The organism is Kribbella sp. NPDC051770 (genome assembly GCF_040681455.1).
GTDB lineage: Bacteria > Actinomycetota > Actinomycetes > Propionibacteriales > Kribbellaceae > Kribbella.
On the sequence record NZ_JBFAYT010000002.1, the window covers coordinates 481632 to 507915 of the forward strand.

The following is a 26284-nucleotide window of genomic DNA, read 5'->3' on the forward strand; positions in this document are numbered from 1 at the left end:
GACGGCGTACAGGCACCGCACGCGGACGCAGGTGGTCATCCACGTGCGGTGCCTTGTTTCTCAGCGGATCCAGGCTGTGGTGTCCGCCGGAAGACGGCCCTCCTCCAGCGGGGAGCTCGTCAGCAGCACCTCGCCGGTGGGGAGGTCGATGGGGTCGGGGGTGAGGTTGACGAGGCAGGTCAGGCCCGAGTCGCGGGTGAATGCCAGTACGCCGGGGGCCGAGTCGAGCCAGGTGAGCGTGCCGTCGCCGAGTTCGGTGCGGCGGATTCTCAGGCCGTCGCGGTAGAGCGCGAGCATCGAGTTCTGGTCGGCCTGCTGGGACTCGACGGTGAGGTTCTTCCAGTCGGCCGGCTGCGGCAGCCACGGCGTACCGGCGCCGAAGCCGAACGGGGGCTCCTTGCCGGACCACGGGATCGGGACGCGGCAGCCGTCGCGGCCGCGGTCGGTGCCGTTGGAGCGGGCGAAGATCGGGTCCTGGAGCAACTCGTCGGGCAGGTCCTCGACCTCGGGGAGGCCGAGCTCCTCGCCCTGGTAGACGTACAGGCCACCGGGCAGCGCCATCGCGAGCAGCGCGGCCGCGCGGGCCCGGCGCTCGCCGAGGACCAGGTCGGTCGGCATCCCGTGCTTGCGGTCCTGGTGCGAGAACGACGTGTCCGGACGCCCGTACTTCGTGACCGGGCGGGTCACGTCGTGGTTCGACAGCACCCAGGTCGGCGGAGCGCCGATCGGGACGTGCGTGGTCAGCGTCAGGTCGATCGACGCGCGCAGCTCGTCGGCCTCCCAGGGCCGGGACAGGAAGTCGAAGTTGAACGCGGTCTGCATCTCGTCCGGCCGCAGGTAGAGCGCGAACCGTTCCTGGTCCGGCATCCACATCTCGCCGACCAGGAAACGCCCCTCGTACGCGTCCGTGATCGCGCGCCAGCCGCGGTACACCTCGTGCACCTCGTCGTGGTCGGTGTAGGACTCCTCGACGCTGTCCAGGTCCTTGAACAGGACGGCCGCGCTGTCGATCCGGATCCCGTCGACGCCGCGGTCGAGCCAGAACCGGAGGATGTCGTGGAACTCCTCGACCACCTCCGGGTTGCGCCAGTTGAAGTCCGGCTGCTCGGGCGCGAACAGGTGCAGGTACCACTCCCCGTCCGGCACCTGCGTCCACGCCGGGCCGGCGAAGATCGACTGCCAGTCGTTCGGCGGCAGTCCGCCCTCACGACCGGTGCGGAAGACGAACCGCTCCCGTTCCGGCGACCCGGGACCGGCCGCCAGGGCGGCGACGAACCAGTCCTGCTGGTCCGAGCCGTGGTTGGGGACGATGTCGATGATCGTCCGGATGCCGAGCGCGTGCGCCTCGTCGATGTAGGCCTCGGCCTCGGCCAGGGTGCCGAAGCTCGGCTCGATCGCGCGGTAGTCGGCGACGTCGTACCCGCCGTCGGCCATCGGCGACGGGTACCACGGGTTCAGCCAGATCGCGTCGACGCCGAGATCGGCCAGGTACGGCAGCTTCGCCCGCAGACCGGCCAGGTCGCCGATCCCGTCACCGTTGCCGTCGGCAAAGCTCCGCAGGTACACCTGGTAGATCGCGGCTCCGCGCCACCATGTTTCCGACATGCTTCTCCTTAGGGTGTGGGTTGGGGATCAGCCCTTGAGGCTGCCGGCGGTGAGGCCGGCCATGATGCTGCGCTGGAACACGAAGAAGACCAGGATCGTCGGCAGCGACGCGATCACCAGGGACGCGATCAGGACGTTCTGCGGCATCTGCGCGGACAGCGACGCGATCCCGACGCTGATCGACATCTTGTCGGTCTCCGGCAGCACCAGCAGCGGCCAGACGAAGTCCTTCCAGACCGTCACCACCGACAGGATCGACACGACACCGAGGATCGGCCGCGACACCGGCAGCACGATCGACCACAGGATCCGGGCCGGTGACGCGCCGTCGATCTCGGCCGCCTCCAGCAGCTCGCGCGGGATCGAGTCGAAGAACCGCTTCAGCAGGAAGATGAAGAACCCGTTCGCTGCCGCGGGCAACCAGATCGCCCAGGGCGTGTTGAGCAGGTCGAAGTGGAAGATCGGCACGTCCTTGGCGACCAGGTACGTCGGCAGCAGCAGCACCATCGGCGGGATCATCAGCGTGGCCAGCATCAGGCCGAGGATCACCTTGCCGAAGAACGGGCGCAGCTTGGACAGCGCGTACGCCGCGGTGACGTCGACCAGCAGCGTGAACAGCCACGCGCCCCCGGCGTACAGGACGGTGTTCTTGAGGAAGACGCCGAGCTGCAGCTGGTTCCAGGCTTCCTTGTAGACGCCGAAGTCGTAGTCCTTCGGGAAGAAGCTCGGCGGGATCTGGGCGAGCTCGTCGGGTGACTTGAGCGCGCCGGTGACCATCCAGTACAGCGGGAAGACGAAGGCGATCGTGAAGCCGACCACCACCACGACCAGGACGGTCCAGTAGGTTAGCTTGCCGTGCCAGCTGCGCAGCGACAGCGGCGAGACGAGGGTTCTCATCGTTCGGCCTCCCGGGAGATCCGCAGGTAGATCGCGGAGAAGACCATCAGCACGACCATCAGCATCAGGCCGAGCGCTCCCCCGCCGCCGAAGTCGCCGAAGTTGAAGGCGTACTGGTACATCAGGTACGCGACGGTGACGGTCGCGTTCTCGGGGCCGCCGCCGGTCAGCAGGTACGGCTCGATGAAGACCTGCATGGTCGCGACGACCTGGAGCAGCAGCATCACCAGCAGGATCAGCTTGGTCTGCGGCACGGTGACGTGCCAGAGCCGGCGGAACAGGCCGGCGCCGTCCAGCTCGGCGGACTCGTACAGGTCGCCGGGGATCGACTGCAGCGCGGCCAGGTAGATCAGCGTGCCGGTGCCGAGGTTCATCCACGTCGACACGATCACCAGCGAGATCAGCGCCGTACTGGTGGAGTCGAGCCAGGCCAGCGGCGGGATGTGGAAGACGGCGAGGACCTGGTTGAACAGACCCGCGCCCGGGTCGTAGAACCACTTGAACAGCAGCACCCCGACCGCCGGCGGCAGCATCACCGGCAGGTAGACGACGAACCGCAGGTACGCCTTCGCGTGCCGCAGCTCGTTCAGCACGACGGCCAGCACGAACGGGATGACGTACCCGACGACGAGCGCGAGACCGCTGAACGCGGCGGTGTTGATCCAGGCCGACCGGAACGCCGGGTCGGCGAACACGGTCCGGAAGTTCTCCAGCCCGACCCACTGCGGCGGGTCGACGAAGTTCGTCTGCTGGAAGCTCAGCACGATCTCCCGGATCATCGGGTACCAGGAGAAGAAGGCGAAACAGATCAGCGCCCCGCACAGGAACCCGTACGCCGTCAGGTTCCGGCCGACCGCGCGGCGCGCCGCTCCCTGGGACTGGGAGCGGCGCACCAACGGCTTGGCGGTCAGGACGGCCATCAGGTGTTCTTGGCGAGGATCTTGTTCGCCTTGCCTTCGGCGTCGCTGAGCAGCTTGTCGATGTCGGCGTCCTTGCGGGTCAGGACGGCCGACATCGCGACGTCCAGTACGGCGTACAGCTCCTGGGCCTTCGGCGGCTCCAGCTTGTTGGTGATGCTCGCCTGCGCGGTCACGTACGGCGTGAAGTGGTCGACCGGCACGGTGGCGAACTGCTTGCGCAGCGCGGTGATCTCCTTGCCGGGCGCGGTGTCGCCGTACAGGTCCGGGATCGGCAGGCCGACCGGGCGGCCCTGGGTCTTGGCGCGCTCGTAGTCGAACTGGCCCTTGCCGGGCGTGAGCTCGTGGAACTCCAGCCAGAGCAGACCGGCCTTGATCTTCTCCGGCGTCGCCTTCGGGTTGAACATGTAGCCGTCGCCGCCGGACAGCGACGCCTTGCCCTCGGACTCCGGGACGGCGGTGACGCCGTAGTCCTCGAACTTGCCCTGGAAGTCGTTGTTCACCGACTGCACCACGTCCGGTGCGCCGATCATCATGCCGAGCTTGCCCGAGCCCATCATGCGCATCAGGTCCTCCCACTGCAGCAGCTGCTTGCTGCCCATGGAGTTGTCGTTCCAGCGCATCTGCTTCAGGTTCTCCAGCACGGCCTTGCCCTCGGCCCTGTTGAACGCCGCCGCCTTGCCGTCCTCGCTGACCATCGAGCCGCCGCGGGCGTACAGCGACGCCGCGAAGTGCCAGCCGCCGGTGTTGCCGGCGGAGTACTCACCGAAGCCGGTGTAGCCGGCGCCGAGCCCGGCGATCTTCTTGGCCGCTTCCTGGACCTCGGCCCAGGTCTTCGGCGGGGCGTCGGGGTTCAGCCCGGCCTGGGTGAACAGCTTGCGGTTGTAGACCAGGCCCATGTTGTAGTTGTTGCGCGGTACGCCGTACGTCTTGTCGCCGTCGTTGAAGACGCCCTTGACGTCCGGGCGGACGTCGTTGAGGGCCTTCACGCTGCCGACGTACTCGCTGATGTCGGCGGCCTGCTTGGCCTTGATGATCTTCTGGACGTCGGTGTAGTAGACGTAGAAGACGTCCTCCTGGGTGCCGCCGGCCAGCTTCGCCTGGAAGGTGTCGGGGTTGATGCAGGGGAAGGCGTCCTTGCTCTCGATGGTGATGTTCGGGTGCGCCTTCTGGAACTCCGCGACGTCCTCGTCCCAGCCCGCCCGCTCCTTGGGGTTGCTCTTCGGCGGCTGGCAGCCGACGGTGATCGTCACCTTCTGGTCGGCGCCGCCGGAGCCCTGCGCGGCGGGTTCGTCGCTGCCCGATCCACAGGACGCGGCCGTCAGCCCCAGTCCTGCCACGACCAACAGGCCGAGTGCCCTCGTTGTCCTCATCGATCTGCCCTTCCCTCGATACTGCCGATGTGGTCGGTACCGTAGGCAAGCTGACCGGATGTGCGCAATACTTCGATCGAATGTTGCAAGAAAGAAACTAGCGGGCATAAAAAAGAAGGTGGAGCGGGCCGAAGCCCACTCCACCTCTGTGGTCGTGCGTGGTTCAGACGGGAAGCGGTGCCGATCTGAGCCGCGCGGTCGACGCCCGGACCACCAGCTCCGGCTCGAACAGCAGCTCGTCGGCCGGTACGGCGGCCCGCTCGATCAGCGCCACCAGCATGTCGACCGCGGCCCGGCCCATCGCGTCGATCGGCTGCCGGACCGTGGTCAGCGGCGGGTCGGTGCAGTTCATCATCGCGGAGTCGTCGTACCCGATCACCGAGACGTCGTCGGGCACCGACAGGCCGGCCCGGCGGACCGCGCGGATCGCGCCGAGGGCCAGGATGTCGCTGGCGCAGACGATGCCGGTGACGCCGTGCTTGACCAGCCGGGTCGCCGCCGCGTGCCCGCCCTCGAGCGAGAACATGGTGTGCTCGACCAGCGCCGGGTCCGCCTCGGGCGAGCCGAGGAACGCCTCCAGCTTGCGCCGCGACGGGATGTGGTCGCGCGGGCCGAGGACCAGGCCGATCTTCTGGTGCCCGAGCGCGCGCAGGTGCCCGATCGCCATCTCCGCGGCGACGAAGTCGTCGGACGAGACCTGCGGGAAGCCCAGGTGGTCGACGGCGGCGTTCACCAGCACCGTCGGCAGCTTGCGCTCCTGGATCAGCTCGTAGTGGGCGTGCGGAGCGTCGGCCTGGGCGTAGAAACCGCCGGCGAAGACGACGCCCGACACCTGCTGCTGGAGCAGCAGGTCGACGTAGTCCGCCTCGGAGACGCCACCGACCGTCCGGGTGCAGAGCAAGGAGGTGAAACCTTGCTGCGCCAGCGCACCGCCGACCACCTCGGCGAACGCCGGGAAGATCGGGTTCTGCAACTCCGGCAGCACCAGGCCGACAAGTCTTGCGCGGTCGCCACGCAGCTGGGTCGGCCGCTCGTACCCGAGCACGTCGAGCGCGGTGAGCACCGCTTCCCGGGTCGCCTCGGAGACACCGGGCTTGCCGTTCAGCACCCGGCTCACGGTCGCCTCACTGACGCCGACCTTCTTCGCCACCTCAGCAAGTCGTCGAGTCATGACGCAAACACTACGCCACATCTCGCAAGTATTTGCGCTCGCTTGCGTTACGTACTTTCGTCATCAGGAACTGAGACACTGGGCGGGTGCCTCGTTTCGTCGCCACCCGCCCGGACACCGGCCTGCTCTCGCTGCCCTGGGACATCCCGCTCGAGGACTGGCCCGAGGACCAGCTGGTCGCGCTGCCGCGCGGTATCTCGCGGCACGTGGTCCGCTTCGTCCGCGTCAACGGCAGCGTCTACGCAATCAAGGAGGTGATGGAGCACCTCGCCATGCACGAGTACCGGCTGCTGCGCGACCTCGAGCGGCTGGACTCCCCCTCGGTCGAGCCCGTCGGCGTGATCACCGACCGCCTGGACAAGAACGGCGAACCGCTCGACTCGATCCTGGTCACCCGGCACCTGCAGTTCTCGCTGCCGTACCGGGCGCTGTTCTCCTCGACGCTGCGGCCCGACACCGTCAACCGCCTGATCGACGCGCTGGTCGCGCTGATCGTCCGGCTGCACCTGCTCGGCTTCTTCTGGGGCGACTGCTCGCTGTCCAACACGCTCTTCCGGCGCGACGCCGGCGCCTTCGCGGCGTACCTGGTGGACGCCGAGACCGGTGAGCTGCACCAGGACATCTCCGACGGTCAGCGCGCGCACGACCTCTACACCGCCGAGATCAACCTGTTCGGCGAGTTCCTCGACCTGCAGGAGGGCGGCCTGCTCGACCCCGACATCGACCCGCAGGAGACCGTCCAGTCGATCAACGACCGGTACGACGCGCTCTGGGCCGAGCTGACCGCGCCGGAGGAGTTCGCGACCGACGAGATGCACCGGCTGGACTCCCGGATCCGGCGGCTGAACGAGCTCGGCTTCGACGTCGCCGAGATCGACATCATCACCGACTGGGACGGCAGCCAGGTCCGGATCCAGCCGAAGGTCGTCGACGCCGGCCACCACTCGCGCCGGCTGCTCCGGCTGACCGGCCTGGACGTCGAGGAGAACCAGGCCCGCCGGCTGCTCAACGACCTCGACTCCTACGCCGCCGCCACCGACCAGCAGAACGAGGACGAGGAGATCGTCGCCCACCAGTGGCTGACCGACGTCTTCGAGCCGGTGGTCCGCTCGGTCCCCCGCGACCTGAACCGCAAGCTCGAACCGGCCGAGGTCTTCCACGAGGTCCTCGAGCACCGCTGGTTCCTGTCCGAGCAGGCCGGCCACGAGGTCGACACGATGGAGGCCGCCCGCTCGTACGTCGACGACGTCCTCACCGGCAAGCCCGACGAGAAGCTCGCGCTGCCGACTGCGCCGCCTGATCTGGAGTAGGTATGCAACGTCTGGTCGTTTCCTGGCGTGGTTAGGGCGTGGGGACGACTGAGGAAGCGCCGGACTTCGACAGCTGGGTGTCACTGCGTGGCGCCGGGCTGCTGCGGTTCGCGTACCTGATCACCCGGGACCGCGGCCGGGCCGAGGAAGCCGTGCAGGACGCGCTGATCGCGGCGTACCCGCGCTGGTCGCGGATCGGCGCCGACCCGGACGCCTACGTGCGGCGCTGCATCGTGAACGCGGACATCTCGCGGTGGCGGCGGTTCTTCAAACGGGAGACGCCGGTCGACGATCCGTCCTTGCTGACGGCGTCCTTCGCGGGTGACCACGCGGACTCGCACGCCGACGCCGATGCGGTGTGGCGGCTGTGCGCCTCGCTGCCGACGCGGCAGCGGGCGGCCGTCGTACTGCGGTACTACGAAGGCCTGCCGGACGCCGACATCGCCGAGATCCTCGGCTGCACGGCGGCCACGGTCCGCTCCCAGATCCATCGCGCGCTGTCGTCGCTGCGCGCGTCGTTGAAGGAGGTCGAGCAGCTGTGAACGCTTCGGCTGAGGTGATCACGCTCGCGCTGCGGGCTCATGCGGATGATGCTCCAACTGGCGACACGCTGCTCGCGGACGTGCGGCAGCGGCTACGTCATCGGCGGCGGGTGCGCTCCGCCGGGGCCGGCGTCCTCGCCTGTACGGCGGTCGCCGCGGCGGCGACCGGCGTCGGCGTACTGCACGACGCGCCGGCTCCGACCGCGGGGGCGCCTGTCGCCGTTCCTCCTGGCGACGTTGCGGTCCGCGACGTTCCCCGGGTGAAGACCGCCGAGGGCTGGCACTGGGAGTCCTACGACACCGTGCAGGTGCAGATCCCTGACAGCTGGATCGACACCTCCTACTCGCATCTGTGGACCTGCCAGAACCTGCCGCGCATCAAGCCGGCGCCTCCCCGTTCTCCGCTGGTCGGAAGGCCGTTCCGGGGTGCGGTCCCGATGATGTCCTGCGGACCGGTCTCTCCGTTGGCCGAACGGGTCCCGCACCTGTGGTTCGGTGAGAGGAACCGGGCGCCGGGCGTGTACCGGTACGACCACGGCTGGCTGGAGGAGGTCCGAGTCGTCGGCGGGGTGCATTTGAGTGCCTTCGGCAACGACTCGGCACTGCTGAAACGCATCCTGGACTCGGCGCGACCGATCGACGGCGCCGACGCGTACGGCTGCTCGCCGACGGCGCCCGCGACGCTCGCGGAGGGGATGCGGCCGACCGGGCCGGGGCTCGGCGGCATCAGGGAAGTCGAGTCGGTCAGGATCTGCGGGTACGCCGTCGCCGGCCTGCCGCGGGACGCCGTGCTGCTCGCCGGATCGTCGCTCACCGGCGCCGCGGCCCGACAGGTCGCCGCGGCCCTCCGCTCGGCGCCTGCAGGTCCCGGACCGAACCACGAGTACCACTGCGAGATTCCGCAGCACCGCGACGACCTGGTGGTCACCGTGCGCGGCAGCACCGGAGAGCAGGAGGTGCTGGTCCGCTACGACTCGTGCAACCACAACGGCACCGACGACGGCACGACGCTGCGGCAACTGACCCGGGACGCGCTGCTCCCGCTGGTCAGGACGCTCTACGGGCCGACGCTGGAACCGATGATCACGGAGAGGTTGCCCCGATGAACGACCCGGCCGAGACCCTGGTCACCGAGAGCCTCACACGGCACGCCGAGGAGGCGCCGCCGGATGAGACGCTGCTCGGGAGCGTGCACCGCAGGCTGCGGCGCCGACGGCGGGTGCGGTCGGCGGGCGTCGGCGTACTGGCTTGTGCTGCTGTGGTTGTCGCCGGGGTGGGGCTTCGCTCGGTGGTCCAGCCGCAGGATGTCGGGCCGGTGGCACAGCCGGCGGCGGGCTGGCACTGGGAGTCGTACGCGAACGTCGAACTGCAGGCGCCGGACGGGTGGAAGGACATCGGCGCGGGGCCGCGGGCGACCTGCCCGTCGACGAAGGCCGCGATGAACGGTTGGGTGGGGCGGCCGAGCATGCTCGCGTCCCCCGCGATCGGGTGCCCGGTGGCGGTCGCCGGATCGTCGGTTGTCCTGCCTGAGTTGGCTTATCGGGTGCCGTACGTGCTGTTCAGCTCCGACGAGACGCCCGGCGTCAAGCAGTACGACGCCGGCTGGACCAGGGAGGTCCGGGCGATCGGGGGCGTGAAGATCGAGGTCTTCGGCCCCGACGCTGCGGTCCGCGAGCGGGTGTTCGCGTCGGCGCGGACGATCGACGGCGTCGACAGCCGGGGGTGCGCGCCGAGCCACTCGGCGGCGACCGACCAGCGGGTGCGGCCGAAGGGTGGAGGGCTTGCTGACGTCGGGGCTGTGCGGTCGATCGCTGTGTGCGCGTATCGGCTCGGGCCAGGCACCGCCGTGCCGCCGCTGCTCGCCAGCGCCGAGCTGACCGGCGACCAGGCGCGGGAGGTCGGCGCTGCGCTGACGACCGCGCCAGCGCTCGGGAGCAAAGCTCTGACGACCACCGGCGATCACCCGGTGAGTGTTCGCCAGTGCCCGCAAGGTGCCACCCCTGAGGTGCTGGTGCTGCGGGTGCACGGCGACCGCGGCGCCCAGGAGGTCGTCGTACGGCTGGCCGGCTGTGGGCCGTTCGACACCGACGACGGGACGACGTTCCGGAATCTCACCAAGGAGTCCGTCGGGCCGTTGCTCGAGACCGTCGGACGTCCTGAAGTTCGTGGCTTGTTCCTGACCAATCTCCTGAAATGAGGATGCTGATGCGCAGATTCGCAGTGATCGTGCCGGCGGTTGTCGCGGTGGCCGGGCTGGCGGTGGGTGGCAACGTCGTACTTCAGCAGGACGACGCCGCTCTTGACGCGCCGGTGCAGAGCGCGCCGCTCCAGCCGGGGTGGCGCTGGGAGGCGTACCGGAGCGTTCAGGTGCAGGTCCCGGACAGCTGGGAGCAGTCGCTGTGGGCGGGGCTGAAGACGCCCTGCAAGCTCGATCAGGTGGAGCCGAAGCCGATCGTCCGGCGCCCGGGCGGCGCGGTGCTTGCCATGCTGGAACCCTGCCTCGATCCGACTGCCCCACAGCAGCATGTGGCGCCGTCGGTTGCGTTTGCCGGTGACCGTCCCGGGGTGGTCCGGTACGCCGACGGGTGGACCAAGGAGACGCGGCAGGTCGGTGAGCAGCTGATCACGGTCACCACGTCCGACGACGCCTTGCGGGACAGGATCTTCTCGACCGCGGCCGTGGTGGTCGATGCCGATGGCAACGGCTGCGACCCGGAGTCGCCGATCGCGCGGAACGCGGTCCTGCGACCGCCGGCGCAGGGTGGACTGGAGACGGTTGGTGTCGTCGAGTCGGTCAGTGTCTGCCGCTACGCGTCCTTCCGCGGTCCGAAGCCGCTCTCCGACACAGCGCCGTACGACCTCGGGATGGAAGCCAGCTCCCGGCTGACCGGCCCGGTCGCCGAACGTCTGGTCCGCGACCTCGTCGCCGCCCCGACCGGAACCGGGCCGACGGTGACCAACCCGCGTATCTGCGGCAGCGATCCGGGCGGGGAGCTCGTCATCCTGCGGGTCGACGGTTCCGCGCACGACCAGGACGTCGTCTACCGGCACGCCGGGTGCAAGCACAACGGCACCGACGACGGCACCACGCTGCGCCAGGCGACACCGGCGACCGCCAAGGCGATCTTCGTCGGGGTGCACGAGCCCAACGGGGTCCGCGACGTCCTCCACCAGTTGCTGTACGGCACGCCTGTGCGGGTGCTGTGATGAGGCCGCTCGGGAGGAAGACCACTGCCGCGCTGGCTGCGGGCGGGGTTGCTGCACTGGCGCTCGGCGGAGTAGCGCTGGCCGGACAGTCGGGCGGCGGGGAGCTCGGTGCGGGTGGGTTGAGCTCTGCGGAGATGGGCGGTGCCGGCTCGGGTGATGCCGGCTCGCGGGCAGCGCCGACCGAGGGCGCGAGTGCCCCAGGGCAACCTGCGGCTGACCCGACGGCACCGGTCGTTGGGGGCACTACTCGCCCGGGGTGGCGGTGGGAGTCGTACGGCGCGGTCAAGGTTCGGGTGCCTGACAGCTGGGAGGACTCGACGTACACGCACGTCTGGGCCTGCGGGGACCGGAAGAGCGCACCGAACAGGACGCCGCTGGTCGGGCGGCCGTGGCGTGGGCCGACGATCACGATCGGCTGTCCCGCGGTACCGCCGTTGGCTGAGCGGGTTCCGCACCTGTGGTTCGACGAGCCGGAGGCCAAGGCCGGGATCACGCGGTTCGACCACGGGTGGGCGACCGAGGTGCGGATCGTCGGCGGCGTTTCTTTGAGCGTGTTCAGTGCCGACGCCGGGTTGCGGCGGCGCATCCTCGACTCGGCGGTGTGGACGGGCGGGACGGACCCCAACGGGTGCACGGTCGGGCGTCCCGCCGTACTGGGTGACGGGCAACGGCCGACGGGTCCGGGGCTGGCCGCGATCGGTGCGGTGACGTCGATCCGGGTGTGCGCCTACACCTACCAGTTGCCGGGCGCACCCAGTTTCTTTCGCGCCGGTCTTCAGATCTCCGGCAACGCGGCACGCCAACTCGGCGACGCGCTGCGCGCGGCCCCGGCAGGTGTTGGGCCGGCCACGAGGTCCTCCAACTGCGAGCACCCACAGGACCGCGACGACCTGCTGGTGACGGTGAACGGCGAGAACGGCGTCCAGGAGCTCGTCGTCCGCTACGCCACCTGCCACTCGAACGGGACCGACGACGGCACCACGCAGCGGCGGCTCACCAAGGACACGATGGTGCCGCTGAGCCAGGTCCTGTACGCGAAACAGCCGGTGCTGCCGATTCTCGACGACCTGGGGGCACGATGATGCGCCGACGCTTGAGCGTGATCCTGCTGGCGGTCGGTGCGGTCGCGCTGACGATCGGCGGGAAGGCGATTGCTGGACAGGAATCAGGACGACCCGCGGCCGAGTCGGCCGGGGCGGAGTGGCGGTGGGAGTCGTACGGTGATGTGCAGCTGCGGGTTCCGGGCAGTTGGGCGCAGGCCTTGTGGACTGGGCCGGCGGACTGTTCGGAGGACGACTGGGTGCCGGAGGCAACAGTATTTCGGCCTGGTGGGATGAGGTCGACGGCTTTGAAGCTGTGCCCCGCCGCGAAGCCTGCCCAGCAGGTTGCGCCGTCGGTGGTTTTCGGCGGGGAGCGGGTGGGCGTCGTACCGCTGGCCGGCGGTTGGATCCGCGAGACGCGGAAGATCGGGGAGCAGCTCGTCACGGTGACAGCTGGGGACGACGTACTGCGTCGGCAGATCTTCGACTCGGCTGGTGTCGTCGCGAGCGTCGACAGCTACGGCTGCGCGCCTCGGGCTGACCGGAGGGTCGCGCGTCCGCCGGCTCAGGGTGGACTCAAGTCCGTCGGCGATGTCACTGGGGTGAGCGTCTGCCGGTACTCGATCGAGGGTCTGCCGATCGCGCCGACGGGTAGTCCCGAGGACATCAGGTTTGCCCGGCTCCAGGCGAGTTCGCGGCTGAGCGGCGTCGCCGCGGACCACCTGGTCCGCGATCTGGTCGCCGCCCCGCCGGGTGCTGGACCGGAGATCACCGATCCGCACCGGTGCGCACCTGAGCCGCGCCCCGACCCCGGGCACGAGTTCCTGATTCTCCGCGTCCAGGGCAGCGAGCACGCGCAGGACGTCATCTACCGCTACGACGGCTGCCACGACAACGGCACGGACGACAGCTCAGTACGCCGTCAGCTCACCGCGGACACCGCCCGGCAGCTCTTCGTCGGCGTACACCAGGTCAACCAGTCGTACCCAGCCCTCGACAAGCTCTTGATCGGCACACCCCCACCGGTGCGATGATCCGAGCATGACCGGCCGGCGCTGGGAGTCCTACCAGACCGTCGAGGTACAGGTCCCCGACGACTGGAGCTGGGGCACGACCAACCGCCCGCCGTGCCTCGTCGACAAACTCGGTCCGCCGTACGTCGGCCGGCCGGGTGCGATCCGGGCCAAGGGCTGCCGCGATCCGTACCCGCCGCTGCCGTACCGGACGTCGTACCTGTGGTTCGACGCCGACGCACGCAAGCGCGGGCGAGTCCTGCCGGTCGTGCCGCCATCTGGCCCCGCCCGCGAGCCCGGAGTCCGGCCGCCCGACCACGGCTGGACCGAGGAGACCCGGGTCGTCGACGGGGTCTACCTCACGGTGTTCAGCGACGACGACGCCCTCCGCCACCGGATCCTCGACTCCGCGCGACCCATCGACGGCCTCGACGCGTACGGCTGCCCACCGGACCACCCACTGGCCGAACCCACGCTTTACCCGATCGCCACCTCGACCGCCGACGCCCGCGCCCACCCACCAACCGCCCGCCCCGCGGACACCGGCGGCCTGCCCGCGCCGGGCGCCGTGGAGTCGATCACCGTCTGCCGCTACGCGATCAGGAACGGCCGGGGTGAGCGCCGGGCTCCGCTGATCGCAAGCTCACGGCTCGCCGGCCCCGAGGCCTCCGCGCTGGTCGCGGCCATCCTCGAAGCGCCTGAGGGCTACGGCCCCGAGGACCTGAGTTGTATCGACATCCTCGGGGCCGAGCTCATCGTTCTCAAGGTCCGCGCCGACGGGCTCGAGCAGGAGGTGCTGGTCCGCTACGCCGGCTGTCATTTCAACGGCACGGACGACGGCGGCACTCGGCGGCAATTGAGTGCTGCCGTCGTCCGGCCATTGTTGAGAGGAATTCACCATCAGACGTCGTACAATCATCAATTGTACGAAATGGTGAAAGGAATTCAGCGGTAGAGGACGTACAGGTACCAGGTGGTGTACGCGCTCTGCTGGCAGTAGTAGTTCGAGATGACGCCGCGGACCTGCAGTTTCGCGCCTTCGCTTTCGCAGGTGTCGCGGGCCCAGTACCAGGTGTAGTACTCGTAGTCCTGCACGGTCGCCGGGGCTGCGACGACGGTCTGGTGGGCCGAGGCGGGAGGGGCGGTGGCCAGGAGCGTGCCCCCCAGGGCCAGCGTGGCGACGCCGGCGGCGACAATTCTGTTCATCGGTCTTCTCCTTTGAAGAATGACTCACTGCGATTGCTTCGACACTACGCAGACAAATGCGCGGTTACGACCTGTTCGAGCGCAATCGAAATGAATCATTCTCAGGGAATTGTTCAGGCTCCCGGAGAATGGATGGGTAGTCCGAGCGCGTCGGCCGCGGCGAGCAGGCGCTGGTCATAGGTGACGAAAGCGGTCAGGTCCGCGCCGAAGACCGCCTGCGCGGTGGCCAGGTGGATCGCGTCGAGCGAACGGATCAGGCCATCGGCGTACGCCGCGGCCGTGGCCCTGACGAGCTCGTCGATCTCGTACACCGCGACATGCGCCAGCAGTGCCGGTACGGCGGCCAGCAGGTCCGGTTCGGTGCGACGCAGCGCGCGCGGCAACTCAACCTCCACCAGGGCCGAGGCCACCAGTAACCGGTCGGTCCGGCTGTTCAGCCAGTCGACCAATTCGTCCGACGCGACCTCACGGCGGACCAGCTTCACCAGGGCCGCGGTGTCGAGGTAGATCATCAGTAGCGTTCCTCGTCGCGCAGCTGCTCGAGCAGCTGCCCCGACTCCCCCTCCGCCCGCACACTGCCCTTGGGGTGAGCCAAAGGCCCACTCGCCCGAGGCGGCCGTAGATTGCCGGTCGCCAGCAGGCGGCCGATGGGCGACGGTTCGGCCGGAACCAGCCGGGCCACCACCACACCCCGCTCGGTGACGTCGACCTCCTCGCCCAGCTTCACCCGGGCCAGCACCTTGGCGGTCGCCTGATTCAGCTCGCGGATCGACACCTCAGCCATGGACAGATTGTAGTACATATTTGTCAGACACGTCCTTCCCTGGTTGTTCTCGCCAGGGAAGATACGAGGCTCCGGCGCCGCGGCCGGCGTTGTCCACAGCCCAGTTTCAGCGCGGGGGCATTCTCAGGGCGCCGTCGAGGCGGATGGTTTCGCCGTTGAGGAGTTGGTTGTCGAGGATGTGGGTGACCAGGGACGCGTACTCGTCGGGGCGGCCGAGGCGGGACGGGTGCGGGACCTGCTGCTCCAGGACGGTGCGGGTTTCCTCGGGGAGACCGGCCAGCATCGGGGTCTCCATGGTGCCGGGGGCGATGGTGACGACGCGGATGGCCTTGTCGGCGAGGTCGCGGGCGGCGGTGAGGGTGAGGGAGACGATGCCGCCCTTGCTGGCGGCGTACGCCGCCTGGCCGACCTGGCCGTCGTACGCCGCGATGGAGGCGGTCATGACGACCACGCCGCGGTCGCCGTCCGCAGTGGGCTCCAGCGCGGCCATCCGTTCGGCGGCGAGGCGGAGGACGTTGAAGGTGCCGATCAGGTTGACCTCGATCACCTGGCGGAACGTTGCCAGGGGCAACGGGCCCTTGCGGCCGACGACGCGGCCGGGAGTGGCCACGCCCGCACAGGTGACGACGACGCGGAGGTCGCCGAGCGCGGCGGCCGCGTCCAGGGCCGCGACGACCGCAGCCTCGTCGGTGACGTCGGTCGGCGCGAAGACGACGCGGTCGCCGAGCTCCTCGGCGATCGTCTTGCCGGCGGACGACGGGAGGTCGCAGATCACCACACCGACGCCGGCCGCGGCGAGCCGGCGTACGGTCGCCTCACCGAGACCGGAGCCTCCACCGGTGACGAGGGCAACGTCGGAAGGGCCAAGCTTCATCGAACACTCCTGAGCAAATCGCGGCTGATCACCAGGCGCTGGATCTGGTTGGTTCCTTCGAAGATCTGCGTCACCTTGGCCTCGCGCATGTAGCGCTCGGCCGGGAAGTCGCGGGTGTAACCGTAGCCACCGAGGACCTGGACGGCGTCGGTGGTCACCTTCATCGCGGCGTCGGTGCAGACCAGTTTGGCGATCGCCGCCTGCTGCGTGAACGGCCGGCCGAGATCACGCCGCCGGGCCGCGGCCAGGTAGGTCGACCGGGCCGACTCGACCGCCGCCGCCATGTCCGCGAGCAGGAACTGCAGCCCCTGGAAGTCCGCGATCGCGGAGCCGAACTGCTTGCGCTCCAGCGCGTACGCCGCCGCGCAGTCCAGCGCCGCCTGGGCCAGCCCGACCGCGCAGGCCGCGATCCCGAGCCGGCCGGAGTCGAGCGCCGAGAGCGCGATCCGCATCCCGTCACCCTCGGCGCCGATCAGGTGGCTGACCGGGACCCGGACGTGGTCGTAGTTGACCAGCGTCGTCGTGGACCCGGTCAGCCCCATCTTCCGCTCGGGCGCCCCGAAGCTGAGCCCGCCGGAGGAGGCCGGGACATGGAAGGCCGAGATCCCGTGCTTGGGATCGGCCGACGTCCGGGCGAACGTGGTGTAGAAGTCGGCGTGCGAGCCGTGCGTGATCCAGGACTTGGTCCCGCTCAGCACGTACCAGTCGCCGTCGCGGACGGCCTTGGTGGTCATCGAGCTGATGTCGGACCCGGCCTGCGGCTCCGACAGCGCGTACGCGCCGAGCAGCTCGCCCCCGACCATGTCCGGCAGCAGCCGCGCGCGCTGCTCCTCGGTGCCGAAACTGGCCACCGCGTAGCTGGTCATCGTGTGCACCGAGAGCCCGACGCCGACCGACATCCAGGCGGCGGCGATCTCCTCGAGCATCTGCAGGTACACCTCGTACGGCTGCTCGGCGCCGCCGTACTGCTCCGGGTAGGGCAGGCCGAGCAGGCCCGCCTTGCCGAGGGTCCGGAAGGCGTCCCGCGGGAACGTCTCGGTCTCCTCGGCGCGCGCCGCGTGCGGCGCCAGCTCGTGCTCGCACAGGTCCCGGACCAGGGCGAGCAGGTCGGTGGATTCCTCGGTCGGCAGCAACCGGTCGACAGCCATCAGGCACCCCTCTCAACGGCTGCCTGAACGATACTCTGATCGATACTGTCGCCTCAACTGCAGTATCGTTCTATGCTGTCTCGATATGACAACAGTCGTCCCGGGACGCCGCACCCGCAGGCAGTCCGAGCTGCTCGACCGGCTCCTGTCCCTGTTTCTCACGCAGGGCTTCAGCAGATTCACCCTGGACGACCTGGCCGCCGAGCTGCGCTGCAGCAAAACCACCCTGTACGCGCTCGCGCCGAGCAAGGAGCAGCTGGCCGTCGAGGTGGTCAAGCACTACTTCAAGAACGCCACCGCGCAGGTCGAGGCGACGGTCGCCCGGCAGACCCGGCACGACCGCCGGATCGCGGCATACCTGAACGCCGTCGCCGACGCGCTGCGGCCGGCCAGCCGGACCTTCCTCGACGACGTCGCGACCTTCGCGCCGGCCCGCTCGGTCTACGAGCGCAACACCCGGATCGCCGCCGACCGGGTCCGGCAGCTGATCGAGGACGGGATCGCCAGCAAGACGTTCCGCCAGGTCGACATCGGCTTCGCCGCCGAGATGGTCGCGCACACCATGCAGGCCATCCAGCGCGGCGACATCGCCCGGCGCACCGGCCTGAACGACGCCGAGGCCTACCGCGAGCTCGCGTCGTTCGTGCTGCACTCGCTGCGCGTCGACTAGGACTTGCACCGCCGGAGTAGCTTTTCCGGATGCAACTGAAGCTGGGGCCGCTGCTGCGGTACGTCGACCAGACACGCGCCACCGTCTGGGTGGAGACCACCGCACCGGGTGAGGTCGAGATCCTCGGCCACCGCGCGAGCACCTGGTCCGTGCACGGCCACCACTACGCGCTGGTCCTGATCGAGGGCCTGCAGCCCGGCACCAGTACGCCGTACGAGGTGCACCTCGGCGGTGAGCGCGCCTGGCCGCTCGCCGAGTCGCCGTACGGGCCGAGCGTGATCCGGACGCCGACCGCCGACGGCGGGACCCGGCTGACCTTCGGGTCGTGCCGGCGCTCGGCGCCGTTCGACGAGCAGGGGTTCGCGGACTTCGGGCCGGACGCCCTGGTCGCGCTGGCCGAGCGAATGGCCGGCACCGACCACGAGCGGCCGGACGCGATCCTGCTGCTCGGCGACCAGGTGTACGCCGACGACCCGTCGGACGCCGTACTGGAGAAGCTGCGCGCGGCCCACGGCGGCCGGCCCGGCTCCGAGGTGCAGGACGAGATCGGCAACTTCGAGGAGTACACCTGGCTGTACGACGACGCCTGGATCCACCCGGCGGTGCGCTGGCTGTTCTCCACCGTCCCGCTGTGCATGCTGCTCGACGACCACGACCTGCGCGACGACTGGAACACGTCGCTGACCTGGCGGCGCTGGGTGACCCAGCAGCCGTGGTGGCACGACCGGGTGGTCGGCGCGTACGCGTCGTACTGGGTCTACCAGCACCTGGGGAACCTGTCGCCGGAGCAGCTGGCCGAGGACTCGACGTACCAGGCCATGCGGACGCTGGACGACGACGTCGAGCGGACGGCGTACCTGGACGCGTTCGCGTGGGAGGCCGACGAGGACCCGGCGTCGACCCGCTGGAGCTTCTACCGCGACTTCGGCCAGGGTGTGCGGCTGGTGGCGGTCGACTCGCGCTGCTCGCGGCACCTGCAGCCGGGTGAGCGCGCGATGGTCGACGTGCACGAGTGGGAGTGGGTGCGGCGGCACACCGTCGAGGCGACGACGCCGATCAACCACCTGCTGCTGGCGTCGACGCTGCCGTTCCTGCTGACACCGGGGCTGCACCACCTGGAGGGCTGGGACGAGGCGATCTCGTCGGGCGCTTGGGGTGCGCGCGGAGCGCGGCTGGGTGAGCGGATCCGGCAGGGCATGGATCTGGAGCACTGGGCGTCGTTCCGGAAGTCGTTCGACGACGTGACCGACCTGCTCGGCGAACTGGTGGCGTCGGAGCAGCCGCCGGCGTCGATCCTGATGCTGTCCGGCGACGTGCACTGCAGCTACGTGACCGAGGCGCGGCTGACCGCGGTCGAGCACCCCGGTACGGCGATCCGGCAGCTGACGATGTCGCCGTTCCGGAACCCGATCCCGAAGCATGTCCGGGTCGCCAACAAGCTGCTCGACACCGGGTGGATGACCGCGCTGCTGCACAAGCTGGCCCGGTCGGCCGGGGTGCGGGACGTCGCGGCGACCTGGCGTACGGCGTACGGGCCGTGGTTCGACAACGGGGTGATGAGCGTGACGCTGGACGGCGACAGCTGGAGCGTCGACGTCGACCACGCGGCGCTCGGCCGGGACCGGCAGCTGCTGCGGAGAACGCTCTCCTACACCGGCTGACCGAGGCCGTCCAGACACTGACCGGTTTCCGGACGGAGGGAAACCCTTACGCTCCGCGTTCACTCGGGCACTTTGTGACAGTTTCCGGTAGAACAGATCACGGTTGAGTCAAGGACGTTCCCGCCCCGGGCGTCCTCATCGTGAGGAGGCACAACCATGCGCATTCGCCGTACCGTGGCCCTGCTGGCAGCCGCCGGCCTGGTCGCCACCACCGTCCAGCTCGCCTCCGCGAACGCGGCCCCCGAGGCCGTCGCCACCGCGAGCACGATCACCGCCACCCTGAGCAAGGAGGCGACGATCCCCGGCACCGCCTGGATGACCGACGAGAAGTCGGGCCGGATCATCGTCTCGTACGACGACACCGTGAGCGGCAGCAAGCTGGCCGCGCTCACCAACGTCACCAAGCGCTTCGGCAGCCAGATCACCCTGGAGAAGCTGCCCGGCGTCCTGTCCAAGCGGATCAGCGGCGGCGACGCCATCTACACCGGCGGCTACCGCTGCTCGCTCGGCTTCAACGTGCGCAGCGGCAGCACCTACTACTTCCTGACCGCCGGCCACTGCACCAACCTGGGCACGAACTGGTACGCCAACTCGTCGCAGACGACGCTGCTCGGCACCCGGTACGGCACGAGCTTCCCGGGCAACGACTACGGCATCGTCCGCTACGCGGCGTCGTACACGAACCACCCCGGCAACGTGAACCTGTACAACGGCTCGTACCAGGACATCACCAGCGCCGCGAACCCGACGGTCGGTCAGTCGGTCCGGCGCAGCGGCAGCACGACCGGGCTGCGCAGCGGCTCGGTCACCGGTCTGAACGCCACGGTGAACTACGCCGAGGGCACCGTCACCGGCCTGATCCGGACCAACGTCTGCGCCGAGGGCGGTGACTCCGGGGGCTCGCTGTTCTCCGGCACCACCGCGCTGGGTCTGACCTCCGGTGGCAGCGGCAACTGCCGCACCGGCGGGACGACGTACTTCCAGCCGGTCGTCGAGGTCCTCAACCGGTACGGCGTGAGCGTGTACTGACCTGGTCATCACCGGCGGGTTATGGACGTCCATAACCCGCCGGTGCGCAGGTGAAGGTTAGCCCTTCGAGATCGGGTCCGGCCGCGTAGTGGGTGAGGTGCTGGGTAGGCCTTACTGCGGTCGACCTGGACGCGTCCGCCCCGAATGCGTCCTTCTCGTGAGGAGGCTGACCATGCCATTCACTCCCGCCCGCCGCGTCGCCGCAGCCGTCGCTGCTGCCGCGCTCGCCACCACCACCGGCCTGCTGGCCACGCAGGCCTCGGCAGCACCCGCCGCCCTGACGGCCGACAGCATCACCGCGACGCTCGCCGACCAGGCGTCGATCCCCGGCACCAGCTGGGTCACCGGCTCCGACGGCACCGTCACCGTCTCGTACGACGACACCGTCACCGGCGCCAAGTACGCCGCACTGACTGCCGTCACGAAGAACTTCGGCAGCAAGGTCACGCTGACGAAGGTCCCCGGCAAGTTCACCAAGAAGCTGTCCGGCGGCGACGCCATCTACGGCGGGCAGTACCGCTGCTCGCTCGGCTTCAACGTCACCGACGGGTCGTCGTACTACTTCCTGACCGCCGGCCACTGCGGCAACATCGCCGCCGAGTGGTTCGCCGACTCCGGCCACGGCACCTCGGTCGGCACCGTCCAAGGCTCCAGCTTCCCCGGCAACGACTACGCCCTGGTGAAGTACCCGGCCGGTACGACGGAACCGCCCGGCAACGTCGACCTGTACAACGGCTCCTTCCAGGAGATCACCAGCGCCGGCGACGCCAGCGTCGGCCAGGCCGTCACCCGCAGCGGCAGCACCACCCAGGTCCACACCGGCACCGTCACCGGCGTCAACGCCACCGTCAACTACGCCGAAGGCACCGTCACCGGCCTGATCCAGACCAACGTCTGCGCCGAAGGCGGCGACTCCGGCGGCGCCCTCTTCGCCGGCGAGGTCGCGCTCGGCCTCACCTCGGGTGGCAGCGGCAACTGCTCGTCGGGCGGCACGACGTTCTTCCAGCCGGTCCCGGAGGCGCTGGGGGTCTACAACGTGAACGTGTACTGACCCAGGCTGCAGAAACTCGTCGCCTGACAATCTTTCAAGTACCGGCCCTCGATCGGTGGCCGGTACTTGGAAGATGTCGCCCCAGAACGGAAGCAGGCCCCGGACCGACACGGTCCGGGGCCTGTTGCGCGTTGTCAGGTGACCGGGGTTGTCCAGACCTCTACGGTCCATTCGCGGGTGTCCTCGTCGTCCTCGTTGTCGGCCGGGTGGAGGTCGGACCACGGGATGTAGCCGGGGGCGCGGAGGAAGTCGGCGGCGATCGACTCCAGGGTGGTCGGGACGACGGTGCAGCCGAAGGGTAGTTGGTCGGCGGGGTAGGACGTGGTCGAGCAGCGGAGTTGGCCGGCCATTTCGTCGTGCCAGACGTAGAAGACGGCTGGAGCGTGGTGGCCCTCGGCGGCCAGGCGGAGGCGGAGGGCTTCGGCGCACTGTTCGAAGGCGGTGGTGATGTCGGCGGCGGACGGCTTGGGCTGGCAGCCGAAACTCGTCGCCTGACAGTCTTTCAAGTACCGGCCCTCGATCGGTGGCCGGTACTTGAAAGATGCGGGCCTGAAAGCGCAGCAGGCCCTGGACCGGCTGGTCCGGGGCCTGCTCGGCGTTCGGGGCTGGGTTACTGCGCCCGGCGGCGGGAGATCTCGTAGAGGGCTACGCCGGTGGCGATGCCCGCGTTGAGGGACTCGGTGGCTGACGTCATCGGGATGGAGACGATGATGTCGCAGTTCTCGCGGACCAGGCGGGCCAGGCCTTTGCCTTCGGAGCCGACGACCAGGACGATCGGGTCGGTGGCCGAGGCCAGGTCGGGGAGTTCGACCTCGCCGCCCATGTCGAGGCCGACGACCAGGAGGCCGGCGTCCTTGTAGGACTTGAGGGCGCGGTTGAGGTTGGTGACCTTCGCGACCGGGATGCGGGCGGCGGCGCCGGCGGAGGTCTTCCACGCGGACGCGGACACCTGGGCGGCGCGGCGTTCGGGGATGAGTACGCCGTGGGCGCCGAAGGCGGCGGCCGAGCGGGTGATCGCGCCGAGGTTGCGCGGGTCGGTGACGCCGTCCAGCGCGACGATCAGCGGCGCCTGGTTCGCGTCGTACGCGGCCCGGAGCAGGTCGTCGGCGTGGGCGTACTCGTACGGCGGGATCTGGATCGCCAGGCCCTGGTGGGCGCCGTTGCTGGTGTGCCGGTCGAGCTCGATCCGCGGCACCTCGAGCAGCGCAATCCCGCGCTCGACGGCGAGCAGCAGCGCCTCGCGCAGCCGCGGGTCACGTTCGGTGCCCTCGGCAACGTAAACCGCACTGGCCGGTACGCCGGCCCGGAGCGCCTCGACGACCGGGTTGCGGCCGTAGACCCACTCGACGGTCGCGCCCTCGTCCTTGCGGGCCGGGCGGCGGCCGCCGCCGGCGCGCTTCTCGGCGCGCTCCTTGGCCTTGGCCCGCTTGTGGGCCGGGTGCTTGGTCCGGTCCACCGCCTTCGGCGTCGGGCCCTTGCCCTCCAGCCCCCGGCGGACCCGGCCACCGGAACCGGCGGTCGGGTTCCCGCGCGGCTTCTTCCGGATGGCGCCCTTGCGCTGACTACTGCCTGGCACGTCTAGTTTCCTTCACTCGTTGGGCGCGGGGCGATCGTCCAGCGCGACCCCTGCGGGGTGTCCTCGACGACGACGCCGAGCTCCTTCAACCGGTCGCGGATCTGGTCCGACGCCGCGTAGTCCTTGCGCTCCCGGGCCGCCTTGCGCTGGTCCAGCAGCGCACCGACCAGCCCGTCGACGACCTCGGTCAGCTCGTCGTTCGACCCCGACCGGGAGGCCCACGGCTCGGCCAGCGGGTCCAGCCCGAACACGTCGAGCATCGCCCGGACCGAGCCCAGCACCTCCCGCAGCGCGGGCGAGTCGCCGTCGGCCACCAGCTTGTTGCCCTCGCGAACCGTGTTCCACAGTACGGCGACAGCGGCCGGCGTACCAAAGTCGTCGTCGAGCGCCGCCCCGAACTCGGCCGGCAGCTCGGCCGACGCGGCGACCCCACCGGTCACCTCGGTCGCGCGGGTCACGAACCCCTCGATCCGCCGGAACCCGGTCGCGGCCTCCTCCAGCGCCTCGAACGAGAACTCCACCACCGACCGGTAGTGCGACTGGACCAGGTAGTACCGCAGCTCGATCGGCCGGACCCGCTCGACCACGCTGCGGACGACCGCGCCGTTGCCCAGCGACTTCGACATCTTCTCCCCGGCCGCCGTGACCAGCGCGCTGTGCATCCAGGTCCGCGCGAACTTCTGCCCGACCGCGGTCGACTGGGCCAGCTCGTTCTCGTGGTGCGGGAAGCGCAGGTCCAGCCCGCCGCCGTGGATGTCGAACTCGGCGCCGAGGTACTTGCCGGCCATCGCGGAGCACTCCAGGTGCCAGCCCGGGCGGCCGCGGCCCCACGGCGCGGGCCAGGAGGCGGTCTCCGGGGTGCCCTCGGTCCAGCCCTTCCAGAGCGCGAAGTCGCGCGGGTCGCGCTTGCCGCGCGGGTCCGCGTCGGCCGCGTCCTCCATCTCGTCGATCTTCTGGTGCGACAGCGCGCCGTACGCCGGCCAGGACTTGACGTCGAAGTACACGTCCCCGGAGCCGTCGGGGGCGACGTAGGCGTGCCCGCGCTCGATCAGCTCGGCGATCATCTCCAGCATCTCCGGGATGTGCCCGGTGGCGCGCGGCTCGTACGTCGGCGGGCGGCAGCCGAGCACGTCGTAGGCCCAGTGCAGCTCACGCTCGAACTCGTAGGCGTGCGCCCACCACTCGACACCGCGCTCGGCCGACTTGGCCAGGATCTTGTCGTCGATGTCGGTGACGTTGGCGATCACGGTGACCTCGTACCCGGAGCGCTCGAGCCAGCGCCGCAGGACGTCGAAGACGACCTCCTTGTAGATGTGCCCGACGTGCGGGGCACCCTGCACCGTCAGCCCACAGTGGTAGATCCCGACCTTGCCCGGGTGGACCGGTACGAAATCCCTCACTGCTGCTGTCGCGGTGTCGTACAAGCGAAGAGTCACCGATCAAGGGTAACGGTCGCCGAGCACCACTCTTGACAAATTCTCCACAGGCGGGAACCCGGGCGCCCGGTACGGTGCTCCCCGAGGAGGAACCTTGTCGAACCAGCAGCCGTACGGCGCACCGCAGTACCCGCCGCAGTACCAGCCCCAGATGCCGTACCAGTTCCAGCCTCCTCCGCCTCAGCAGCAACAGTTCGGCTGGGGTCCGCAGCCGCCGCGGAAGAAGAAGTCCAAGGCGTGGCTCGCGGTGGTGATCCCGCTGGCGCTCGGTGTCGTGGTGATCGGCGGGCTGTGGACCATCGGTGTGGTCGCCAAGCACAACCGGCACAACGACTACACCCAGCCGCAGCCCACCTACAGCTACAGCCCGGAGCCGCAGCCCACCGCGGAGCCGACGACCACGGCCCCGAAGCCCCCGGCGCCGCAGCCGACCAAGACCACGCCGCCTCCGCCGCGGCAGCCCACGCCGTACGAGATCGTCACCCGGGACGGCTTCTACCGCGGTGGCGTCCAGACCTCGGTCGGCTGCCGGATGCCGGGCACCAGCGCGCCGAACATCCGGGCAGCGGCGGCCTTCAACGCCGCGATCAAGGCCTGCCTGGACCGCGCCTGGCCGCGGCAGGTCCGGACCGGGCGGGACGTCTTCCGGCCGCCGAACCTGGTCACCATGAACGGCAGCGTGAGCTCGCCGTGCGGCGGCAGCTCCGGCCGCTCCTTCTACTGCGACTCCAACCGGACCATCTACATCGACGGGCTGAGCGACGTCCGCGCGTACGCGAAGTACAAGGCGAACTACAGCCGGGTCTTCCTCAAGGTGTCGATGGCCGACACGATGGCGCACGAGTACGGGCACCACCTGCAGAACCTGACCGGGATCTCCAGCGCCTTCGACGACCTCTGGTACGACGCCCCGAACCGGACCGCGCGGCTGGAGGTGAACCGCCGGATGGAGATCCAGGCGACCTGCTTCGCCGCGATCTTCGACGGCGCGAACCGGAACACGCTGCCGATCACCGGCGAGTACAAGCGGCAGTGGGTCTGGCTGTCGAACAACTCCGGCGACGAGTACGACACCGAGCGCACGCACGGCAGCAAGTACATCCAGCCGTACTGGATGAACCGCGGCTTCAACTCCCGCAACGTTGCCCTGTGCAACACCTTCACCGCGACCTCGGACAAGGTCCGCTAAAACGGGTTGCGCCCTTGTTCTACGGTGGTTTCGATGACTGAGATCAGCACCGAACGGCTGACCCTGCGCCGCTACCGCGAGTCCGACTACGACGACCTCCTGAAGCTGCAGTCGAACCCGGAGGTGGCCAGGTTCCTGCTGTACGACGCGCGCTCGCCCGAGCAGGTGCGCGAGGGTCTGGCCAAGCGGCTGGCCGACGTCCCGATGGACACCGACGGCCAGGCGCTGACGTTCGCCGTCGTCCTGACCGAGACCGGTCAGCACCTCGGCGAGGTGACGCTGTTCGTGTACTCGGCCGAGCACCGCGCGGGCGAGATCGGCTACGTGTTCCACCCGGAGTCCGGCGGGCGCGGGTACGCCGCCGAGGCCGCGAAGGAGCTGCTCCGGCTCGGCTTCGAGCAGTACGGGATGCACCGGGTGATCGCCCGGCTGGACGCCCGCAACACCGGCTCGGTGAAGCTGCTCGAGCGGCTCGGGATGCGCCGCGAGGCGCACTTCGTCCGCAACGAGTTCCTCAAGGGCGAGTGGACCGACGAGCTGGTCTACGCGCTGCTCGCCGACGAGTGGCCAGACAAGAAGTAACCA

At 69.6% G+C, this 26284-nt stretch carries 27 protein-coding genes; 14 read left to right on the forward strand and 13 right to left on the reverse strand.

Annotated elements, in window-relative coordinates; all coding sequences use genetic code 11:
- Positions 1 to 60: 60 nt before the first annotated feature.
- The 5 genes from AB0M01_RS08890 to AB0M01_RS08910 form a co-directional block, all read right to left on the reverse strand.
- The gene (locus AB0M01_RS08890; protein WP_363667109.1) at positions 61 to 1605 is read right to left on the reverse strand and encodes a glycoside hydrolase family 13 protein; all 1545 of its coding nucleotides are present in this window, start codon (positions 1603 to 1605) and stop codon (positions 61 to 63) included.
- 27 nt (positions 1606 to 1632) lie between these two features.
- Complete coding sequence (locus tag AB0M01_RS08895; protein WP_363667111.1) at positions 1633 to 2502, reverse strand: carbohydrate ABC transporter permease; 870 nt, start codon at positions 2500 to 2502, stop codon at positions 1633 to 1635.
- Positions 2499 to 3422, reverse strand: a complete 924-nt coding sequence (locus AB0M01_RS08900) for a sugar ABC transporter permease (RefSeq protein ID WP_363667113.1) — start codon at positions 3420 to 3422, stop codon at positions 2499 to 2501. Before AB0M01_RS08900 ends, AB0M01_RS08895 begins: the two co-directional genes overlap by 4 nt.
- Positions 3422 to 4792, reverse strand: a complete 1371-nt coding sequence (locus tag AB0M01_RS08905; RefSeq protein WP_363667114.1) for an extracellular solute-binding protein — start codon at positions 4790 to 4792, stop codon at positions 3422 to 3424. Before AB0M01_RS08905 ends, AB0M01_RS08900 begins: the two co-directional genes overlap by 1 nt.
- 163 nt (positions 4793 to 4955) lie before the next feature.
- A complete protein-coding gene (locus AB0M01_RS08910) occupies positions 4956 to 5963 on the reverse strand; it encodes a LacI family DNA-binding transcriptional regulator (RefSeq protein ID WP_363667116.1) in 1008 nt (335 codons plus the stop codon).
- An 86-nt stretch (positions 5964 to 6049) separates the two neighbouring features.
- On the opposite strand from AB0M01_RS08910, the gene AB0M01_RS08915 reads away from it, so the two are divergent.
- From AB0M01_RS08915 to AB0M01_RS08950, 8 genes are all read left to right on the forward strand, one after another.
- Positions 6050 to 7273 (forward strand): DUF4032 domain-containing protein, encoded by a 1224-nt coding sequence (locus tag AB0M01_RS08915; RefSeq protein WP_363667118.1) that lies wholly within the window; start codon positions 6050 to 6052, stop codon positions 7271 to 7273.
- Between the two features lie 38 nt (positions 7274 to 7311).
- Complete coding sequence (locus tag AB0M01_RS08920) at positions 7312 to 7815, forward strand: SigE family RNA polymerase sigma factor (RefSeq protein ID WP_363667120.1); 504 nt, start codon at positions 7312 to 7314, stop codon at positions 7813 to 7815.
- A complete protein-coding gene (locus AB0M01_RS08925; RefSeq protein WP_363667122.1) occupies positions 7812 to 8921 on the forward strand; it encodes a hypothetical protein in 1110 nt (369 codons plus the stop codon). The genes AB0M01_RS08920 and AB0M01_RS08925 overlap by 4 nt, the downstream gene beginning before the upstream one ends.
- Entirely contained in the window at positions 8918 to 10012 is a 1095-nt protein-coding gene (locus tag AB0M01_RS08930) for a hypothetical protein (protein ID WP_363667124.1), read from the forward strand. Before AB0M01_RS08925 ends, AB0M01_RS08930 begins: the two co-directional genes overlap by 4 nt.
- An 8-nt stretch (positions 10013 to 10020) precedes the next feature.
- Entirely contained in the window at positions 10021 to 11022 is a 1002-nt protein-coding gene (locus AB0M01_RS08935) for a hypothetical protein (protein WP_363667126.1), read from the forward strand.
- A 293-nt stretch (positions 11023 to 11315) separates the two neighbouring features.
- Positions 11316 to 12104, forward strand: a complete 789-nt coding sequence (locus tag AB0M01_RS08940; protein WP_363667128.1) for a hypothetical protein — start codon at positions 11316 to 11318, stop codon at positions 12102 to 12104.
- On the forward strand, positions 12101 to 13096 hold the full coding sequence (locus tag AB0M01_RS08945) for a hypothetical protein (protein WP_363667130.1): 996 nt from the start codon (positions 12101 to 12103) through the stop codon (positions 13094 to 13096). The genes AB0M01_RS08940 and AB0M01_RS08945 overlap by 4 nt, the downstream gene beginning before the upstream one ends.
- Before the next feature lie 7 nt (positions 13097 to 13103).
- Entirely contained in the window at positions 13104 to 14030 is a 927-nt protein-coding gene (locus tag AB0M01_RS08950) for a hypothetical protein (protein WP_363667132.1), read from the forward strand.
- Here AB0M01_RS08950 and AB0M01_RS08955 read toward each other — a convergent pair.
- From AB0M01_RS08955 to AB0M01_RS08975, 5 genes are all read right to left on the reverse strand, one after another.
- A complete protein-coding gene (locus AB0M01_RS08955) occupies positions 14021 to 14281 on the reverse strand; it encodes a hypothetical protein (protein ID WP_363667134.1) in 261 nt (86 codons plus the stop codon). The two genes, AB0M01_RS08950 and AB0M01_RS08955, sit on opposite strands and share 10 nt — an antisense overlap.
- A gap of 113 nt (positions 14282 to 14394) precedes the next feature.
- Entirely contained in the window at positions 14395 to 14793 is a 399-nt protein-coding gene (locus AB0M01_RS08960) for a type II toxin-antitoxin system VapC family toxin (protein ID WP_363667136.1), read from the reverse strand.
- The gene (locus AB0M01_RS08965; RefSeq protein ID WP_363667138.1) at positions 14793 to 15065 is read right to left on the reverse strand and encodes a type II toxin-antitoxin system prevent-host-death family antitoxin; all 273 of its coding nucleotides are present in this window, start codon (positions 15063 to 15065) and stop codon (positions 14793 to 14795) included. Before AB0M01_RS08965 ends, AB0M01_RS08960 begins: the two co-directional genes overlap by 1 nt.
- A gap of 106 nt (positions 15066 to 15171) precedes the next feature.
- Positions 15172 to 15939 (reverse strand): SDR family NAD(P)-dependent oxidoreductase, encoded by a 768-nt coding sequence (locus AB0M01_RS08970; RefSeq protein WP_363667140.1) that lies wholly within the window; start codon positions 15937 to 15939, stop codon positions 15172 to 15174.
- Entirely contained in the window at positions 15936 to 17087 is a 1152-nt protein-coding gene (locus tag AB0M01_RS08975) for an acyl-CoA dehydrogenase family protein (protein ID WP_363667142.1), read from the reverse strand. Before AB0M01_RS08975 ends, AB0M01_RS08970 begins: the two co-directional genes overlap by 4 nt.
- 85 nt (positions 17088 to 17172) lie before the next feature.
- Between AB0M01_RS08975 and AB0M01_RS08980 the strand changes: the two genes are divergently transcribed.
- The 4 genes from AB0M01_RS08980 to AB0M01_RS08995 all read left to right on the forward strand — a co-directional run bounded on the left by AB0M01_RS08980 (position 17173) and on the right by AB0M01_RS08995 (position 21498).
- Positions 17173 to 17757: a TetR/AcrR family transcriptional regulator gene (locus tag AB0M01_RS08980; RefSeq protein ID WP_363667144.1), complete on the forward strand. Its 585-nt coding sequence runs from the start codon at positions 17173 to 17175 to the stop codon at positions 17755 to 17757.
- Positions 17758 to 17786: 29 nt separating this feature from the next.
- Positions 17787 to 19418 (forward strand): alkaline phosphatase D family protein, encoded by a 1632-nt coding sequence (locus AB0M01_RS08985; RefSeq protein WP_363667146.1) that lies wholly within the window; start codon positions 17787 to 17789, stop codon positions 19416 to 19418.
- Positions 19419 to 19574: 156 nt separating this feature from the next.
- Positions 19575 to 20447, forward strand: coding sequence for a S1 family peptidase (locus tag AB0M01_RS08990; RefSeq protein ID WP_363667148.1), 873 nt, complete (start codon positions 19575 to 19577; stop codon positions 20445 to 20447).
- A gap of 172 nt (positions 20448 to 20619) precedes the next feature.
- Positions 20620 to 21498 carry a S1 family peptidase gene (locus AB0M01_RS08995; protein ID WP_363667150.1) on the forward strand — a complete coding sequence of 293 codons (879 nt, stop codon included), beginning with the start codon at positions 20620 to 20622 and terminating at the stop codon, positions 21496 to 21498.
- A 134-nt stretch (positions 21499 to 21632) separates the two neighbouring features.
- Here AB0M01_RS08995 and AB0M01_RS09000 read toward each other — a convergent pair whose 3' ends face one another.
- The 3 genes from AB0M01_RS09000 to cysS form a co-directional block, all read right to left on the reverse strand.
- A complete protein-coding gene (locus AB0M01_RS09000) occupies positions 21633 to 22004 on the reverse strand; it encodes a hypothetical protein (protein WP_363667152.1) in 372 nt (123 codons plus the stop codon).
- A 104-nt stretch (positions 22005 to 22108) separates the two neighbouring features.
- Positions 22109 to 23074, reverse strand: coding sequence for a 23S rRNA (guanosine(2251)-2'-O)-methyltransferase RlmB (gene rlmB, locus AB0M01_RS09005; protein WP_363667154.1), 966 nt, complete (start codon positions 23072 to 23074; stop codon positions 22109 to 22111).
- Between the two features lie 2 nt (positions 23075 to 23076).
- Positions 23077 to 24510, reverse strand: coding sequence for a cysteine--tRNA ligase (gene cysS / locus AB0M01_RS09010; protein WP_363667156.1), 1434 nt, complete (start codon positions 24508 to 24510; stop codon positions 23077 to 23079).
- A 94-nt stretch (positions 24511 to 24604) separates the two neighbouring features.
- On the opposite strand from cysS, the gene AB0M01_RS09015 reads away from it, so the two are divergent.
- Both AB0M01_RS09015 and AB0M01_RS09020 read left to right on the forward strand, forming a co-directional pair.
- Positions 24605 to 25699: a neutral zinc metallopeptidase gene (locus AB0M01_RS09015; RefSeq protein WP_363667158.1), complete on the forward strand. Its 1095-nt coding sequence runs from the start codon at positions 24605 to 24607 to the stop codon at positions 25697 to 25699.
- Positions 25700 to 25732: 33 nt separating this feature from the next.
- Complete coding sequence (locus tag AB0M01_RS09020) at positions 25733 to 26281, forward strand: GNAT family protein (RefSeq protein ID WP_363667160.1); 549 nt, start codon at positions 25733 to 25735, stop codon at positions 26279 to 26281.
- Positions 26282 to 26284 lie beyond the last annotated feature (3 nt).